The sequence below is a fragment of the Parcubacteria group bacterium genome (genome assembly GCA_041659505.1).
Lineage (GTDB): Bacteria > Patescibacteriota > Minisyncoccia > Moranbacterales > UBA2206 > UBA9630.
Map to the genome: position 1 here is coordinate 154,054 of JBAZYF010000001.1, position 15,192 is coordinate 169,245.

A 15,192-nucleotide genomic window follows, 5' to 3' on the forward strand; every position below is an offset into this window, starting at 1 on the left:
TTTTTTGCCAGGATAAGAGCACAAACATTCCGCATCGGGGCAAACTCTGGCGGTTTTTGTTTTTAGGTGTCATCCTGAGCGTAGTCCGTACTCGGACGAAGTCGAAGGATCTGCTATCGAATATCGTTAGCTTCATATCTAAAGGCTAAGTGTTGGGTTACGCAAAGCAGATTCTTCGACTCCGCTGCGCTGCGCTCAGAATGACAATTGCGATTTTTCATACACAAGAGTAAAGTTATATTAATTAACTAATTCATTAGAACGAAAAAATTATGCGTTACGAACTGTTCTATCTCGTCGGTGTTTCGAAAGAAGTCGACTTGGATAAAATCAAGGCTGAGGTAGACGAAATTGTCACCAGCCACGCGGGTGTTTTTGAAGAAAAGATGACCCAGGAAAAAAGAAAGATGGCTTATAAGATCAAAAAGGACACTCATGGCATTTATGTAGCCAAGCGGTTTTCCACTGAAGAACCGGCTAACGTCCCGGAAATCATCAACAAGCTCAATCTCCACCCGGGAGTTTTGCGTTTCATCATCAGCGATGCATCGGAACTGCCAGAACTGAAAACGAAAGAAGAGCGCATCGAGCAAGAAGAAAAAAGAGGTGAAGTAGAAAAAATGCGCGAGGCGAAAAAAGAAGCGGAAGAGCTAGAAAAAAATCCGGTCAAAAAAGAAGAAGTAGCCCCAGCCGCTCCAAAGACCCCAGAAGAAGTCACCCAAAAAGCCGAAGACGCCGAGGCGTTGGATAAAAAACTGGACGAAATTCTCAACAGCTAGTTTTTATTAATTATTAAGTATAGACGACCTGCAATTGCGGGACGTCTCTACCGATAACAAAAATATGAACATCAACAAAGTGATCCTCGTCGGAAGATTGACTCGGGATCCCGAAGTAAGAACTACAACTACCGGACAAACTGTCACTTCCATCTCAATTGCTACTAACCGCTTCTGGAAAGACAAGAACGGACAAAAGCAAGACCAGACAGAATTCCACAATGTCGTACTTTGGGGCAAGCTCGGTGAAATTGCCGGACAATATCTGACAAAAGGACAAGAAGCCTATTTCGAAGGTAGAATGTCCACAAGGAAATATACTGGAAAAGATGGCACTGAACGACGCACAACCGAAGTAGTCGCCGAGAATATGCAACTGGGATCGCGCGCCGGACAAGGTGGCGGACAAGCAGCGGGAACTTACAACAAACCGATTGCTGCTCCAGCGCAAGCTCAAAGTCCACAAGCACCATCTTCAGAAGAAATCCCCACGATAAATCTTGATGAAGAGGAAGACGAGGTGAGAATTGAGGACGTACCATTTTAGTAATTCCTCCTCTCCCTTAGGGAGAGGATGTCACATACTCGTGACAGGTGAGGGAAAAGGGCTAAAAAATTATAGGTAAACTAACTAAAATTAGTCTTTCTATAACATCAAGTCCCCTCCCTCATCCGCCCTTCGGGCACCTTCTCCCTAAGGGAGAAGGGGTAATTCGTTTAATTTGTAAGTAATTTAAAGTATGTATAACAATCGCAACAGCAACGAAATCAGCGTGCCGGAGAAAAAACTCTGCCACTTCTGCCAGAATCGGATCGAAAAGATCGATTTCAAGGATGCCTATTTCATCCGCCGTTTTATGAATTCTCAAGGCAAGATTTATCCACCAAAGCGTCATGGAACCTGCACCAAACACCAAAGAGTGCTCACGAACGCGATCAAAAAAGCCCGCGTCATGGCGCTGGTGCCTTTTGTGGCAAGATAGCCTTTTAGTGTCATTAAAAGCAGGTTCGAGTTTGTAACTCGAACCTCATAGTTTACTAGCTAAATCTGTTCTATGGTAAACTAAAAGGACCGGGTTACAAACCCGCTCCTGCGAAATTAAATAAAAAAATATTTATGATTGGAATTTCAGATATCAAGACTGGGAAAAATATCATCTTGAATGGGATGCCATTTGCCGTGCTTTACCACGAACACTCCAAGACCGGACGCGCGGGATCAGTGCTGCGCACGCGCCTCAAGAACCTGACGACCGGAGCGGTCCTCGAAAAAACCTTTCAAGGTGCCGAACATGTGGAAGAAGCGACGATCACCAAATCCAAAGCCCAGTTTCTCTACAAAGAAAACACCGATTATTGTTTTATGGATAACGAATCCTACGAACAATTCTCGCTTTCCACGGAAACACTGGGAGATAATGTGGATTACTTGACCGAAGGAACGGAAGTGATGTTTCTCAATTTTGAAGGTAACGCAATCAACATCGAACTGCCGGTCAAGATGAAACTGAAAGTGACTGAAGCGCCACCAGGCATCAAAGGCAATACCGTTTCCACTGGAGGCAAAATGGTCACCCTAGAAACCGGTAAAAAAATCTCCACTCCTCTTTTCGTTGAAGCTGGAGATGAAATTATCGTCAACACGGAAAAGGGTGAATATGTCAGTCGAGCGTAAAATTAGAATTTATTCGTAGAGACGCCCCGCTGGGCGTCTTTAAAAACCAGTTATTTTACAAAATACTTTTAGGGGAGTCAAAGGAAAGGAGAGCGATATGAAAGATGAGAATAGCACCGGGAATAAAGGCCCCGAGCGCATACTCAAGATCGGACATAACATGTACACGACCTTGGAAGCGCAACAGCTCAAGGCAAGAATAAAATCTCCTGATTTGATGGACATTGAACCAATAACTGCGGGCGAACTTATTGAGCAACCAAAAGAGAAAACGCAAAGTCCCGCAAAAAAACGTAGAAAAAAGTACTTCAACGGAAGGGGGCCATTTTCCAAGATTAACCAATTAACAACCACTATCGGCATGATTAATGCCGTAACTAACCATGGCCTGGGCGGAGATGGATTTAGTGCCATCAGAAGCTCCGAAATTGCCCAAGGCGTATCAGAATATTACAAGATCGCCACCGATCTAAATTATGGGAAAATAAAATGATTTATCCAAAATCGACTCCCTGAAAAAAGGGGAACAGCGATTCCCCTCCCCTAAAAGTATTTGGTGAAAATTAACTATCCGAGTTTAAATCCCCACCAACCGATTGACTTCTTTTTGAATCACTTTTTTTATTTCTTCCCAATCCGCCCTTTGGAGCATCACAGGAGATGCTTCATTTTGTGCGTCCTCAAAATAGACAAGACTTTTCAAAATATGCATCTTATTGTAGTGGATATTGGCGTATCTTTTTTCAAAAAATCCGATAATTTCTTCCAAAGAATATTTTTTCAATAAAAAATACAGATCAATAAAATCTTTTTTGCTTCCTCGTGACGAGATAGCATCAACTTTCATCGCCGCGATATCCCGCTCATCCGCCAGTTTTGCATCCTCAAAAGCAATAAAGGGAAATAGTGGCGAATAATTATAATATAAAAATGTTATTTTCACCCCATCCAAAATTCCATGCAAAGTTCCTGGGGCTTCGCTAACCACTTCAAAATTACCAGTATCTGCCAACTGGCCTTTTAATTTTCCCAAACTAAACTCTTTTTCCGTAAACCAATCCAAATCAATCGACTCACGTTGGCCAAGTTGAATTGCCAAGGCTGTTCCGCCAGCCAGATAAAAATCTTTGACGATGCCGGATGAGACTAGTTTGTCCAAAACGGACTGAGTTTTTTTTGTGATTGCTTCTTTGTGCATTCTATTTGTGATAAATTAAAATATTGGCACCAAAAAAACTGCGACTTCGGATTCAGCTTATTACTTTCAAGCGCATATTGCTTTAGCTTCTCCTTGCCATATTGCTCACTTGCCCACCGCACATCATCTGTGTCGCCAAAAGCCAAAATTCTCTCCACGACGAATTTTTCATTTTTTTGAGCATTTAGTTCTTTTAGGTCAACATCCCAAAAAAGGGCTGTTTTTTGTAGTGTTTCCATATCTTCAATTATAGCACAAAATCACCAAAAAATCCAGCTTTCTATTGTAAGCGCTAGAAATACTTGCTAGACTAGTCTTATGGGCGTACTTGCAATCAACAAAAGAGCCAATTTTGACTATTCCCTCCTGGATCAGTATGAGGCTGGTTTGGTTTTGAGCGGACAGGAGGTCAAATCGGCCCGATCAGGCCAAGTCAGTCTGAAAGAAAGCTTTGTGACGCTCAAAGGCACGGAATTATACCTTACTAACGCCTACATTGCACCATATAAGCAAGCGGGGCTAAAACAGGTCAATGATCCGACCCGCGCGAGAAAACTGCTCCTGCGAAAGTCAGAAATCCGCCAATTGATTGGAAAAGTCCGCACAGAAGGCTTGACATTAGTGCCACTTAGGTTGTATACTAAGAAACGACTATTGAAGTTATCTTTTGCCGTGGGAAAAGGCAAAAAGAAGTTCGATAAGCGCGAGGATTTAGCCAAAAAAGAGGCCAAACGGAATATTGATAGGGCGCTCAAGAATTCTTAACTTTTGCAGTTTCTGATATCTAAATAAATAATCTCTGTGCTTGGAAATTAGGGCAATTGGGATTTGTTTAGAAATTAGAAATTGAAAATTAGAAATTATACCTGGGGATGCCTGGTTTCGACAGGTTGTACGTTTAAAATATGCAAGCCGAGCTCTTATAGCTGCTCGTAAAACCGCTATTAAAGTTATAAGTGTAAACTTACTAACAAAAGCAAAAACTGCGATTGCGCAAGCTTTCACAGTCAACTTTGCTACCGCTCTTGCCTAATACTAGTCTTTACTAGTTAGGGCACCAGCCATCGGACTTATTTTCGCCCAAGAGGTAAAATCCGGTGTCACATCATTGGGCTAGCTCTCGATATTTTTCTTGACGATCAAGAGCAAAACTAAAGTCAGGGATAGATCGGAAAGGTTTTGTTCGCCATTCACTTTTCGATCGACCCGCCTCGTGCGGAAAATAAGGCGGAATAAGCTTGTAGTATATTTTGAATGAATAATTTTGGACGCGAGTTCAACTCTCGCCATCTCCACAAAATATTTCAATACTATTTGAAATATACGAGTAATGGGTTTCCGCCCAAGGCGGATCAGCCTCGGGCTGACAACTCCCATCATCTCCACAACTACGAATTACGAATTTATACGAATGTACTAACGCGTGAATCGCTTAGCGTATAAATAATATAAAGTTTATATATTTTTCGTACATTCGTACCAATTCGTAATTCGTAGAGAATACGAAACATAATCATTAAATTAAAGCTATCAGACGAACACCCTACAAACGACCAGTGGTCAGAAAAGGACCGATCACGAGAATCAACGATCAGATCCGCGTACCGGAAGTGCGGGTTATTCGTGATTCTGATAATGCGCAATTGGGCGTCATCCCGACCAGCCAAGCCTTGGAGCTGGCACATGACGAAGGACTTGATCTCGTGGAAATCGCTCCTCAAGCCAAACCTCCGGTTTGCAAGATTATGGATTTTGGAAAATTTCAATACCAAAAATCTCGTTTGGAAAGAGTGAATAAGACCAAGCAGAAAAAATCCGAAGTGAAAGGCATCCGATTGGGAGTTCGTACCGATACGCACGATTTGGAATTTAAGAAAGCCCAAGCAGAAAAATTTTTGAAAAAAGGCGCTAAGGTGAAAGTAGAACTAACAATGCGTGGAAGAGAAAAGGCCCATCAAGATCTGGCTCGGGCCAATCTGAAACAGTTCCTCCATGAGATCGCGATCCCCTACAAGATCGAACAAGAGATCAAGCGCTATCCAGGAGGATTCAATGCTATTATCGCTCCGGACGAAGAATAGCTCCATTCCCCTTCGCCCCTAGGGAGAAGCCTGCCTGCCGGTAGGCAGGGTGGCCAAAGGCCGGATGAGGGAAAGGGCTAAATAATATAGAAAACATTTTTTAAGATAAATAATTATTGAGTTAGATTTTAAATTTATGCCAAAGCTAAAAACGAAAAAAGCGCTTGCCAAGAAGATCAAGATAACGAAAAACAAAAAGGTGATCCGCCGATCAACTGGACAAAACCACTATAACTCGAAAGAAAACGGCAAGGTCGGACGAGAGAAAAAGGGCGACAAAAGACTCTTCAAAGCTGATGAGAAAAATGTCCTAAAGAGAATGCACTGTTAAATTGTTAAATGGTTACATTGTTTCATTGCTAATATATTTTCATAACCATTTAGCAATTTAACAATATAACAATGTAAATATATGACTAGAGTAAAACGCGGAATGGCCGCCTCAAAAAGAAGAAAGAATCTCTTGGAAGACGCCAAAGGTTTCAAATGGAGAAGAAGTACTAATTATCGCGCCGCCAAAGAAGCTGTGATCAAAGCGGGCTCTTATGCTTTCCGCGATCGCCGAGCGAAAAAGCGCGTGATGCGAAAATTGTGGATCACAAGGCTCAATATTGCTCTTCGCGAATTGGGATTCAAATACAGCCAATTTATTAAAATTATGGCTGACAAAAAAATTGAGCTAGATCGCAAAGTGCTTTCTCAGATGGCCGTAACTGAACCGAAAGTTTTTGCTAAGTTGATCGAGTCGGTGAAATAGATTTTATTTCAACATTTTTAAAACCCCGCATGAGCGGGGTTTTTTGATGTGTCATTCCCGCGACCGCGTGCCGCCTTAGCTTTAGCGGTGGAGCAAGGCGGGAATCCAGTTTCCACTAGTTATCAACTCTGGAAAATCGAGATGCAAGTCCAGCAAGCTCTCAATTTCAGTTAGTCTTGAATTTCAATAATTCGTTTTTTCTTAATTTAAGATCTGAGGTGCCTGGATCCCCGCCTTCGCGGGGATGACACAAGAGAAAAACATTACCTCTTCTTCCCCAAAATCACCTCACGGATCAAACGTCGGAGGCCATAAAAGGGCAACCAGATCCAGAGTGTTTTTTTGAACCAGGTGTTCCAAAAAGCATTGGGATTGGTGGCGAAATAATCAAAGACAAGGTAGAGGATGAAAAAAAGCAGAATGAATGGTCCAAACATCAGCACATAGGCATCAAATATATTCATGAATTTGGCTAAAAAATAAATTAATTTTTATTATTAATCTCATAGAGCACGTCTTTTTTCTCCACCATAATTTTCCAGCCTTTCTTTTGAGCGATCTGGCGCAGATTCAAATCGGGATTGAAAGCGATCGGCGCATCGACCAGTTCCAAAAATGATGCGTCAGATTGCGTATCACCAATCCCAAAAGATCCGACCAGCGAGATATCATTTTCTGCCACAAACTGCTTCACGACTGAACCCTTGTCATGCGTCGGCTCAAAGACAGTTTTCCCCGTATAAAGCTTATTTTTGTCGATTTCATAGACACTGCCATAGTAAGCATCAAATTGGAGAATTTCGGCATATTCTTTCACGATCTCGATCGGTGAACCGGAAATCATGAGCATCACGTGGTCATGGCGCATCTCTTCAATAATTTTTTTAGCAAAGATGTAGGTCCGCTTGGCATTGAAATCAGCCACTACCTTTGCCGCCTTGATGATATCCTCCTGACTCTTGCCTTTTAGATTTTTTTCATATAAATCCACTAGTTTCACGCGATACGCCTCATAGGTCCCCTCGTTGTCCAGCCAGTGGCCATAGAGAGTCATTAGTTCACTACGGACAGTTTTGGGAAATATCTTCATCCAAGACAATTCGTTCAAAAGTTCAAAAGCTAAATTTTTACGAAAAATCGTACCATCAATATCAAAAATAGCAATTTTTTTCTTATGCATTTTTTTGCAGATTTCTTTGATCATGCTTTTTTCAAAATCTTAGATATTTATCCCAATGCGCATACAGCTCGGCAGTCGTGGCCAGATCGCGCGCACAATACCTGGCAATCTCCAAATACTTTCCTGCCTGATAGAGCTCACCTACCATATCTCCTGTAATACCTTCGTCTTTGGAACTAACGATTCCGAAAAATTTAGCATAAAAATCCAAATTGTACCGGCGCGTCGCTCCATAAAAAGTCAACTGCTCTAAGAGATCGCAATGTGTCACGTGGGAATAACGATAACCGAAAAGATTCTTGGCGGGATGAATTTCATGTTTGGCACTGCGAAGTGCCAGAAACGGTCCGTCGAAACTACGCCCGTTGAACGTGATGATCTGGTCATAGCTTTGCATCAGTTCCCAAAATTTTTCCAAGATTTCTCTTTCTGTCCCACTCACATATTTCACTCCATTTTCTTCAAATTCAATTTTTTCTTCGCCCTTATTTTGAAAAAGGATCAGCCCCTTTAACGTGCCCGGATTAAGCATCCCAATCGTTACAATCTCGCCCGTGAGAGGGCTAAGCCCCAGGCGCTTTTTCACTTCATCCTGCTCTTCATCATCTTTGGCGTATTTGAGCAGATACTCCTGCGTTTCCCTTTCCAACGCCTCAAAATCAAAACCGATCGTCTCGATATCAACAACAATTCTTGCCATAAAATTATCTTGAACTGAAATTGTTTAGGCTTTTTTAGTATTCAATTTATTTCTGTCTATTCTTCCCCGTTCGCTTCCATCAAATCTACACCATGCTTCTTATGTATCAAACGCAATTCATCAAATCTTTTGACTTGCAATGTAATTTTTCTTATTGCCTCAGGATCTCCTTTTGTCACTGTATCATATAGCAGTTCCATTAATGATTTTTTATATTCTTCCCAGTCTATACTTTTATCAGCTTTAAGTTCTTCCCTGACAGTCTCCATGAAAAACAACCCTGGGTCATCTGCTTTTTTTTCGATCCCCCTATTTTCTCCAAACAATTCTACCATATTTTTTTCTTTAATAATTACACATCTATTCTAATACACAATCACCGGAGTGCCAACCTCGGCCCAGTCGTAGACGATTTTGGCCGGTCCGACGCCCAAGCGCATACAACCATGCGAAACGGGGATCCCCAGGTGATTGGCGCCTTCCTTGTAGCCTCCTGGCCACTCCGGTAGCTCGTGGATGCCGAATTTACCACCTGGAACGATAGCCATCCAGTTAGGCATATAGAGACCGTAGGCTTTGGAATAGGCACGCGGCGTTTTATTGTAAATCTGGTGCGTACCGACCGGCGTTTCCATTCCCCGCTTGCCTGATGAAATCAGAAAAGCGTCGAGCAGTGTTCCGCTTTCAAAGGTGGTCATTATTTGAGTAGCCAGATTAACATCAATATATTTCCCTTCGGTTATTTTGGCCTTGGTATATTTTTTCGCTTGATCGATGCGGAGCGCATGATCTTTTTCCCAAACAACTGGAGTAGGCTTCAATGTTTCAAACACTCCATCATAAATCTGCTTGTAGTTTTCATCCCCGTCCTCCGTCACTTTAGCAAATATTTTCAACGTATATTTTATACCATTTTCAATATTGCTTTTTGGTAAAATTTTAAATTGAGTCTTCTGGGGATTGAGCTGGTAATCCAAGCCATTGCCTGGATTTAGGACAAATTTGATGTAATAATTTTCAACTGATCGATTGAAATTGACCATAATCGGATCTTCTGCTCCCAAAACCACATCTGTCGCGCCATCAACTGGAAAAACTGATCCTATCTCTGGAAGTCCAGCTACAGAAAAAGCTAGCTTTCTGTCTAAAATTTTGGTCAGCATCGTTGTGCGCCCTTCTGGCAGACTGATTACATAGCTCACTGTAGGCTGCCAAAAAGTTCTCGGGGTGATAGTCAATTTTCTTTTTGCCTCATCAAAATCAAACGTCACTTTTTCATCTGGAATAATTTTTATCCCTTTTGCATAATCAGCATTCCAGACCGGTACAGAAAAATTAATTTCAACCGCCTCTTTCACGCCAACATCTTTTGTTTTCTTCACTACGACATTTTCCTGATAAGCTTTCCCATAAAACTGCCAGCCATAAAAAGCGATCAAACTCAAAGAAGCCAAAATCAAGCAAAATAAAAATGTTTTGACGAAAAGTTGGAAGAAGTTTGATTTTTTTTGCATAAATTATTGATTATGAAACATCCCTTTCGCCGTGTCCCACAGTTCTGGGTGATTATTATTCACTTTCAACCAATACCACCACTCCGCGCCCCAGAGATAGATTTCTGGAAAACCAACTTGCCGGGCGAAGGAAACATTATCCTGCAGTTTTTGGACATTCATTGACTCAAATTGTTTTTCCAGAGGTTGATTAGTTGTCCAGCCATTGATCCATGGTTCCGCTTGCAACTCAATCACAATTGCATTGTCATTTTTGACAAACAACTGATTCATCCAATATTTGAATTGAAAAAAGCGCGGACCGATCGGATAGGTATAAAAAAGATCATATTTAGCAGTATAAATCGTCCGGTACATTGTCGTACCGAAAATATCCGCCCGAGAAATTGCATTGTACCATAAGCTAAGTTCTCCCGAATCAGTCACGATGATTTTTCGACTGGGGTCAGTTTTGTGCGCCATCGCGATTTCACTATCCAATAGATTTTTGTCCAAGACCGGACACTCCCCAAATTTCAAAAACGGCTCATTCTCAATCTGCCAATATTTGACCGCCTTAGAATTTTTATAATGCTCAACCACGACCCGCACAAATTCCACCAGCTCCATTTTTCTCTTAGCATCATCATTTTTGAGATATTCCGGGATGAAACATTCTGGCCAACGTGGCACTTTTTGTCCAACGGCGAGAATTATTTCGGCATTGCGTTTTTCGGCCTCCTGCATCTGCCAATCTAGATCAGTAAAATCATATTGACCTTCTTGCGGTTCCACCCAATCCCAATAGACCGGCACACGGATCTTTTTCACACCCAAATCATCCAAAGTAGCAAGGTAGGCCGCGCGCCAATCCAGACCAATATCCTCAGCGTAGCGCTTGGAAAAGGTGACACCCAGTTTTGCGTCAGTATTTTCTTTGGCTACAGGAATATTAAAAAAAATCAGAATTACACAAGCAAGAGCAAAGATGACGAGGAAGGTTTTGAAGATAATTTTGAGCACTTTTTTTGTTTTTTGCATTTTTGTTTCTGCCGTGTCATTCCCGCGAAGGCGGGAATCCAGGTTCCACTAGTTATGTATTATAAAAAAATGAATTATAAATTCTCAGATTTCATATTACAGCTTGTTTATTTTTTATTTGTTCGTTTTCTCTAAAAGTTAAGCCTGAGGTATCTGGATCCCCGCCTTCGCGGGGATGACACGAATTAATTATCTCTTCACATGCGAAACCAGTCCGATTCCAACGGCAATAATAATAATCGCTAAAATCTTCTGCAGAACGGTTTTCCAATCTTTTTTTTCTTGCATCACTTCGGGCACCCAGGCGGAAAAAAGGATGCTGAGGATGAAAATAAAGACATATTCGACAGAAACCAGTGCGCTCACGATCGTCACACTAGCTGTGGCCAGTGAGGTGGCATATTCTTTCAGAAACGATCCACTGCCACCCATAATTTTGGCCAGCACAAAAGAAGCGCCTGATTTTTGGTGGTCTTTTTGGGGCTTTTTAAATTTCAAAAGTGAACCCAAGATGGCTTTCCGCCAAGCTGGGATAATTAAGAAACTAAGTGTCCCCAAAAATGCCCCCGCGCGCGTCCAAGCAAACACATTCAAAAAATTGTCATGAAAATAGAGCGCTTTGATCATAATTGCGGAAAGGGCCAGAAAAAATCCCGCCAGAAGCGAGGCGCGAAAACCCTTGAAAAATATCCGTTTTTCCAGTTTGTCCAATTCAAAAGAAATCAGAAGTCCACCCAAAATGAGTGTTGCGATACCGAAAATTCCCCGCGCACCGAGCCGTTCGTGCAAAAAAAAGACCGCCAGAAAAAAAGTGACGATCGGAATGACGGCGCCCACTACTGGAAGCACTCGGCTAGCCTCGCCTTTTCGCACCGCGAAAAACAGCGAGAGCATGCCGTAGATAAAAATTATCCCCGCAATAAAACTAAAAATAATTTTGCCTGAAGGGATGAAATGAAAACCGCCAAAAAACAAACTGACAATCACCGCAAACAGCCCCAGTGTCCCGGAATAAAAAGCATAGATGGCCGGATGGGAAACGCGTTTGGAGGAAAGCAAAAATTTATCCAGAATAATCTCCAGCGCCAAAAGCAAATACGCGACGATAGTAATCGTTAGCCAATTCATAGTTTTATTATACACGATAATTTGACACAAAACCAGCCTCGGAGTAAAATTGAACTATGGAAGAAAATACACAAGCTAAAACTGAATATATCACTTCCAGTGATCTTGCGGAACAAACCAGGATTATTCTTGGCGCGATTGACGGCCGCTTTAATAAAGTTGATAATCGGCTCGATGGTATTGATAATCGGCTTGATGGTATTGATAATCGGCTTGATGGTATTGATAATCGGCTTGATGGTATTGACAATCGGCTCGACACGCTAGAAACTCGGGTTAATATCCGGTTTAATAATGTTGACGCCAGATTCGACGAACTGGAAACAGAATTAAAATCTGACATTAATAACGTCCAGACGCTGATCGACGGTTACGTCAAAGCGCAAGAAGATTTTAAGCAAGAATTTGTGATTATGAAAGAAGAAGTGCGCATGATGAAACAGATTTTCAAAGAAAAGTTAGGTGTGGAAATTCGGGCGGTTTAGCTGTCTGAACCACTGACTGTGCCTCGCCGAGCAGGCGGGTTAACACTGAAAGCACTGATTGCACATGATATTTTAAAAACCGGCAGAGCCGGTTTTTTTAATCAGTGTAATCAGGAAAATCAGTGATAATCAGTGGTCAGGAATTGGCCTTTTGACGATAGAGCGCCACGTCCGAAATCCATTTGCGCACACTGGCCGGATCGTGCCCGGCGCAAGTTGACCCGCATTTCCAAACGACCATCTTTTCCGCCGTGTCGATTTTTTTGTCCAACAGTTCGCGAATTTTTCCGCCGACAACTTCAATCGCTTGCTCGGGAGAATCAAAACAGCTGTAGCCTGAAGCAGTTTGATTATAGGTTCCGCGATAACCCCAAAAGTTGAAACAGCTGCGACCATTTTTTTGCGGAGAATATCGACCAAAGTCGCTTTCTTTTTTGGCAATCGCGATGAGAAATGAAGCAGTCTCACTGTCGCATTTAGCGATAAACGGCAACATCTCCTCGATCGGACTGCCAGACACCAGTTTTTGATATGTTTCCAGCTGGCCATTCTCCGGTTCTTTTTTTTGCGATTCTTGTTTGACCTTCTCCTCACGCTCTTTTTGCTTTTCTAATTCAAGCTTCTCCATACTGACCTTAACCCTGTTCATCGGATCGAACTTAAAAACGGTCGTTTTTGGCAATATTAGCGGGGTTTCTGTCTGGCTAAAAAAGGCTTCGGCATTATCCTCCGTCAAGACTGAAATGAGGCTATTTTGCCGAAAATAGACTGAAAAAAACAGCCCTATGGCTAGCATAAGTGTTATTTTGCCTCTTTTCGTTTGTTTCTTGCCCCCTAAACTCGGTAATTCATCATCCATAAAAGCCTCGCCCCTGTCCTCCTTTGCTCTTCAGTTTATGGTTATAATTAACCCAGATATTCTAGCAGAAAGCAAGATGAGAGTCAAGCCGTCTGAGCCGTCTGAACCACTGATTAACACTGATTTTCCTGATTGCACTGATTTAATTCTAAATTTTCAATTCAGTGAAATCAGTGCTCTCAGTGATAATCAGTGGTTCTGATTACTTCTTCCTAATCACATTTTCCCCAAACACCTTATCCCCTGTCGGCTGGCCTTTGGCTAAATCGTTGATCGTCAAATCTTCCACATCAAGCTTGTCCAAATTGATCTGATATTTTCTCGCCCGCACAGTTTCTTTTTCTGGTCCAGCGCCTTCCGGCAGTTCTTTTTTTCTCGCTTCATCAACTGGAGCATTTTTGGTTTCCGCTTCCATCAATTTTTGCGCTTCCTCGGGCTTCAGTTTTATTTTTACGATCAAATAGCTGATTTTTTCCGTATCTGACCATTGATGCCCATCTGGCACATAAGCAATCACATCGCCCCGTTTTAGGCTCGAGCGGGCATCCTCGACCGGGTCATTTACTTTTTCATCCGCCATCTGCACCAGCACCTCATAGACGCTTTCTACGTTTCCTTTCAATAGCTTATTTTTCTGATATTTCTTGTACCCGAAATAGCCACCAACGAGGAGCACAATCATGGCCAGGAAAATAATTAGCGGTTTTTTTGATACGAGGACGATTTTTGGCATATTATTTAAGTTTATAAATTACTAATCTATTATACCACACCCACAGATTTTCGAGCAGCTTATTGTTCAATTCGAGGTCCGACCTCGAAGCGTGGAATTTTAATTCCCAAAACTCAACGTCTTATTTTCCCCTTTCACTAAAAAATTATTCCCCGAAACAACTTTTTTGCCGGTCTTTTTTTCCAAATCAATGCGCGCCTTTTTCGCTACCGCGCCTCCGCTTTTTCCGGCAACTTTGTTCTGCGCCAACCCTTCGGCCGAAAGCGCCGTCGCAATTTGTCGGGTGGACACTTCCGCCAGAGCCGTGAAAATCAACTCTACCTCGCTCATGTGATCGCGCAAGTTTTGCGTTTTTAGATTTTTCAATTTCTTATGCTGACCGACTGTCAGATCCGACCATTCTTTGTGAATGATGTTGGTCAAAATGGCAAATTCATCTTTTTCGGAAACGCCGTGTTCGCTCCAATAATCGGTCAATTTATTCCTCGTTTCCTGCCCCATCATTCTCTGCTGAATCCATTTTTGACTTCGACCGTGCTTTTCCCAATTTTCCCGTGCGCGGTTCAGGGATTTTTCCGGATCATTAATTTCTTCAATTCTTTCATAGCCAACTTTGGCCAGCCATAATTTAATCGGCTCGACTTTCGGACTAGGCACCGATTGGATCAGACGAAAAATCGTTTCTGTGTCGGCGACATCGGTTTCTCGCATTTTCCCGTCTTGCGCCAGCATTTTCAACCGGTTACATTTTGTAACCGCTTCACTTTTCTCAGTTTTTAGGCGAATTTTTAGCACCTTCCAATAGTTTCTGGCAGCTTGAAAATCCGTTTGTTCCAAAAGCGCTCGGATAATATCCACCACGGAAAAATACCATCTTTCTGTTTTTTCATCATACTGCCGGCGAATTTCAAAATTCTCAAAAATCGCCAGCCCGGTTTTGTCGGACATAATTTTGTTTTTTAATAATTATGATGATATTATATCATCATAGCTATTTTTTGGCAAATCTTCCCGTAGGGGTTTGATTCATCAAACCAAAAATATATGTCATCCTGAGCGTAGCGCAGCGGAGTCGAAGGATCT

Annotated in this window: 23 protein-coding genes and 1 other RNA gene; 12 read left to right on the forward strand and 12 right to left on the reverse strand. The window is 42.1% G+C overall.

What is annotated here, in order from left to right:
• Window positions 1-272: 272 nt before the first annotated feature.
• The 5 genes from WC848_00745 (at window position 273) to WC848_00765 (ending at window position 2,947) form a co-directional block, all read left to right on the forward strand.
• Complete coding sequence (locus WC848_00745; protein ID MFA5961193.1) at window positions 273-779, forward strand: 30S ribosomal protein S6; 507 nt, start codon at window positions 273-275, stop codon at window positions 777-779.
• A 64-nt stretch (window positions 780-843) separates the two neighbouring features.
• Entirely contained in the window at window positions 844-1,326 is a 483-nt protein-coding gene (ssb, locus tag WC848_00750; protein MFA5961194.1) for a single-stranded DNA-binding protein, read from the forward strand.
• Window positions 1,327-1,519: 193 nt separating this feature from the next.
• Complete coding sequence (rpsR, locus tag WC848_00755) at window positions 1,520-1,762, forward strand: 30S ribosomal protein S18 (GenBank protein ID MFA5961195.1); 243 nt, start codon at window positions 1,520-1,522, stop codon at window positions 1,760-1,762.
• Window positions 1,763-1,896: 134 nt separating this feature from the next.
• Entirely contained in the window at window positions 1,897-2,454 is a 558-nt protein-coding gene (efp, locus tag WC848_00760; protein ID MFA5961196.1) for an elongation factor P, read from the forward strand.
• A gap of 97 nt (window positions 2,455-2,551) precedes the next feature.
• On the forward strand, window positions 2,552-2,947 hold the full coding sequence (locus tag WC848_00765; GenBank protein MFA5961197.1) for a hypothetical protein: 396 nt from the start codon (window positions 2,552-2,554) through the stop codon (window positions 2,945-2,947).
• An 84-nt stretch (window positions 2,948-3,031) separates the two neighbouring features.
• Here the strand turns inward: WC848_00765 and WC848_00770 are convergent, their stop codons facing one another.
• Together WC848_00770 and WC848_00775 are read right to left on the reverse strand one after the other, a co-directional pair.
• The gene (locus tag WC848_00770; protein ID MFA5961198.1) at window positions 3,032-3,613 is read right to left on the reverse strand and encodes a nucleotidyl transferase AbiEii/AbiGii toxin family protein; all 582 of its coding nucleotides are present in this window, start codon (window positions 3,611-3,613) and stop codon (window positions 3,032-3,034) included.
• A complete protein-coding gene (locus WC848_00775; GenBank protein ID MFA5961199.1) occupies window positions 3,601-3,891 on the reverse strand; it encodes a hypothetical protein in 291 nt (96 codons plus the stop codon). Before WC848_00775 ends, WC848_00770 begins: the two co-directional genes overlap by 13 nt.
• A 79-nt stretch (window positions 3,892-3,970) precedes the next feature.
• Here WC848_00775 and smpB point away from each other — a divergent pair, with 79 nt between their 5' ends.
• From smpB to rplT, 5 genes are all read left to right on the forward strand, one after another.
• Entirely contained in the window at window positions 3,971-4,417 is a 447-nt protein-coding gene (gene smpB, locus WC848_00780; protein ID MFA5961200.1) for an SsrA-binding protein SmpB, read from the forward strand.
• A gap of 103 nt (window positions 4,418-4,520) precedes the next feature.
• Window positions 4,521-4,950, forward strand: a transfer-messenger RNA (tmRNA) gene (gene ssrA / locus WC848_00785).
• A 258-nt stretch (window positions 4,951-5,208) separates the two neighbouring features.
• Window positions 5,209-5,733, forward strand: a complete 525-nt coding sequence (infC, locus tag WC848_00790; GenBank protein ID MFA5961201.1) for a translation initiation factor IF-3 — start codon at window positions 5,209-5,211, stop codon at window positions 5,731-5,733.
• Window positions 5,734-5,869: 136 nt separating this feature from the next.
• Window positions 5,870-6,064, forward strand: coding sequence for a 50S ribosomal protein L35 (locus tag WC848_00795; protein ID MFA5961202.1), 195 nt, complete (start codon window positions 5,870-5,872; stop codon window positions 6,062-6,064).
• An 81-nt stretch (window positions 6,065-6,145) separates the two neighbouring features.
• Entirely contained in the window at window positions 6,146-6,490 is a 345-nt protein-coding gene (gene rplT, locus WC848_00800; GenBank protein MFA5961203.1) for a 50S ribosomal protein L20, read from the forward strand.
• Window positions 6,491-6,753: 263 nt separating this feature from the next.
• Here the strand turns inward: rplT and WC848_00805 are convergent, their stop codons facing one another.
• From WC848_00805 to WC848_00835, 7 genes are all read right to left on the reverse strand, one after another.
• Window positions 6,754-6,954, reverse strand: coding sequence for a hypothetical protein (locus tag WC848_00805; protein MFA5961204.1), 201 nt, complete (start codon window positions 6,952-6,954; stop codon window positions 6,754-6,756).
• A 20-nt stretch (window positions 6,955-6,974) separates the two neighbouring features.
• Window positions 6,975-7,694, reverse strand: coding sequence for an HAD-IB family phosphatase (locus WC848_00810; GenBank protein ID MFA5961205.1), 720 nt, complete (start codon window positions 7,692-7,694; stop codon window positions 6,975-6,977).
• Window positions 7,695-7,701: 7 nt separating this feature from the next.
• The gene (locus tag WC848_00815; GenBank protein MFA5961206.1) at window positions 7,702-8,370 is read right to left on the reverse strand and encodes a ribonuclease H-like domain-containing protein; all 669 of its coding nucleotides are present in this window, start codon (window positions 8,368-8,370) and stop codon (window positions 7,702-7,704) included.
• A 56-nt stretch (window positions 8,371-8,426) separates the two neighbouring features.
• Complete coding sequence (locus tag WC848_00820) at window positions 8,427-8,705, reverse strand: hypothetical protein (GenBank protein ID MFA5961207.1); 279 nt, start codon at window positions 8,703-8,705, stop codon at window positions 8,427-8,429.
• A 30-nt stretch (window positions 8,706-8,735) separates the two neighbouring features.
• The gene (locus tag WC848_00825) at window positions 8,736-9,884 is read right to left on the reverse strand and encodes a L,D-transpeptidase family protein (GenBank protein MFA5961208.1); all 1,149 of its coding nucleotides are present in this window, start codon (window positions 9,882-9,884) and stop codon (window positions 8,736-8,738) included.
• 3 nt (window positions 9,885-9,887) lie between these two features.
• A complete protein-coding gene (locus tag WC848_00830; protein ID MFA5961209.1) occupies window positions 9,888-10,904 on the reverse strand; it encodes a beta-galactosidase in 1,017 nt (338 codons plus the stop codon).
• Window positions 10,905-11,093: 189 nt separating this feature from the next.
• A complete protein-coding gene (locus WC848_00835) occupies window positions 11,094-12,032 on the reverse strand; it encodes an EamA family transporter (GenBank protein MFA5961210.1) in 939 nt (312 codons plus the stop codon).
• Between the two features lie 56 nt (window positions 12,033-12,088).
• On the opposite strand from WC848_00835, the gene WC848_00840 reads away from it, so the two are divergent.
• Window positions 12,089-12,517: a hypothetical protein gene (locus tag WC848_00840; protein MFA5961211.1), complete on the forward strand. Its 429-nt coding sequence runs from the start codon at window positions 12,089-12,091 to the stop codon at window positions 12,515-12,517.
• A 136-nt stretch (window positions 12,518-12,653) separates the two neighbouring features.
• Here the strand turns inward: WC848_00840 and WC848_00845 are convergent, their stop codons facing one another.
• Window positions 12,654-13,313: a hypothetical protein gene (locus WC848_00845; protein MFA5961212.1), complete on the reverse strand. Its 660-nt coding sequence runs from the start codon at window positions 13,311-13,313 to the stop codon at window positions 12,654-12,656.
• 100 nt (window positions 13,314-13,413) lie between these two features.
• Here WC848_00845 and WC848_00850 point away from each other — a divergent pair, with 100 nt between their 5' ends.
• The gene (locus WC848_00850) at window positions 13,414-13,578 is read left to right on the forward strand and encodes a hypothetical protein (protein MFA5961213.1); all 165 of its coding nucleotides are present in this window, start codon (window positions 13,414-13,416) and stop codon (window positions 13,576-13,578) included.
• On the opposite strand, the gene WC848_00855 is transcribed toward WC848_00850, so the two are convergent.
• Together WC848_00855 and WC848_00860 are read right to left on the reverse strand one after the other, a co-directional pair.
• Window positions 13,579-14,109, reverse strand: a complete 531-nt coding sequence (locus WC848_00855) for a hypothetical protein (GenBank protein ID MFA5961214.1) — start codon at window positions 14,107-14,109, stop codon at window positions 13,579-13,581.
• Window positions 14,110-14,208: 99 nt separating this feature from the next.
• A complete protein-coding gene (locus WC848_00860; protein MFA5961215.1) occupies window positions 14,209-15,057 on the reverse strand; it encodes a BRO family protein in 849 nt (282 codons plus the stop codon).
• Window positions 15,058-15,192: the final 135 nt, after the last annotated feature.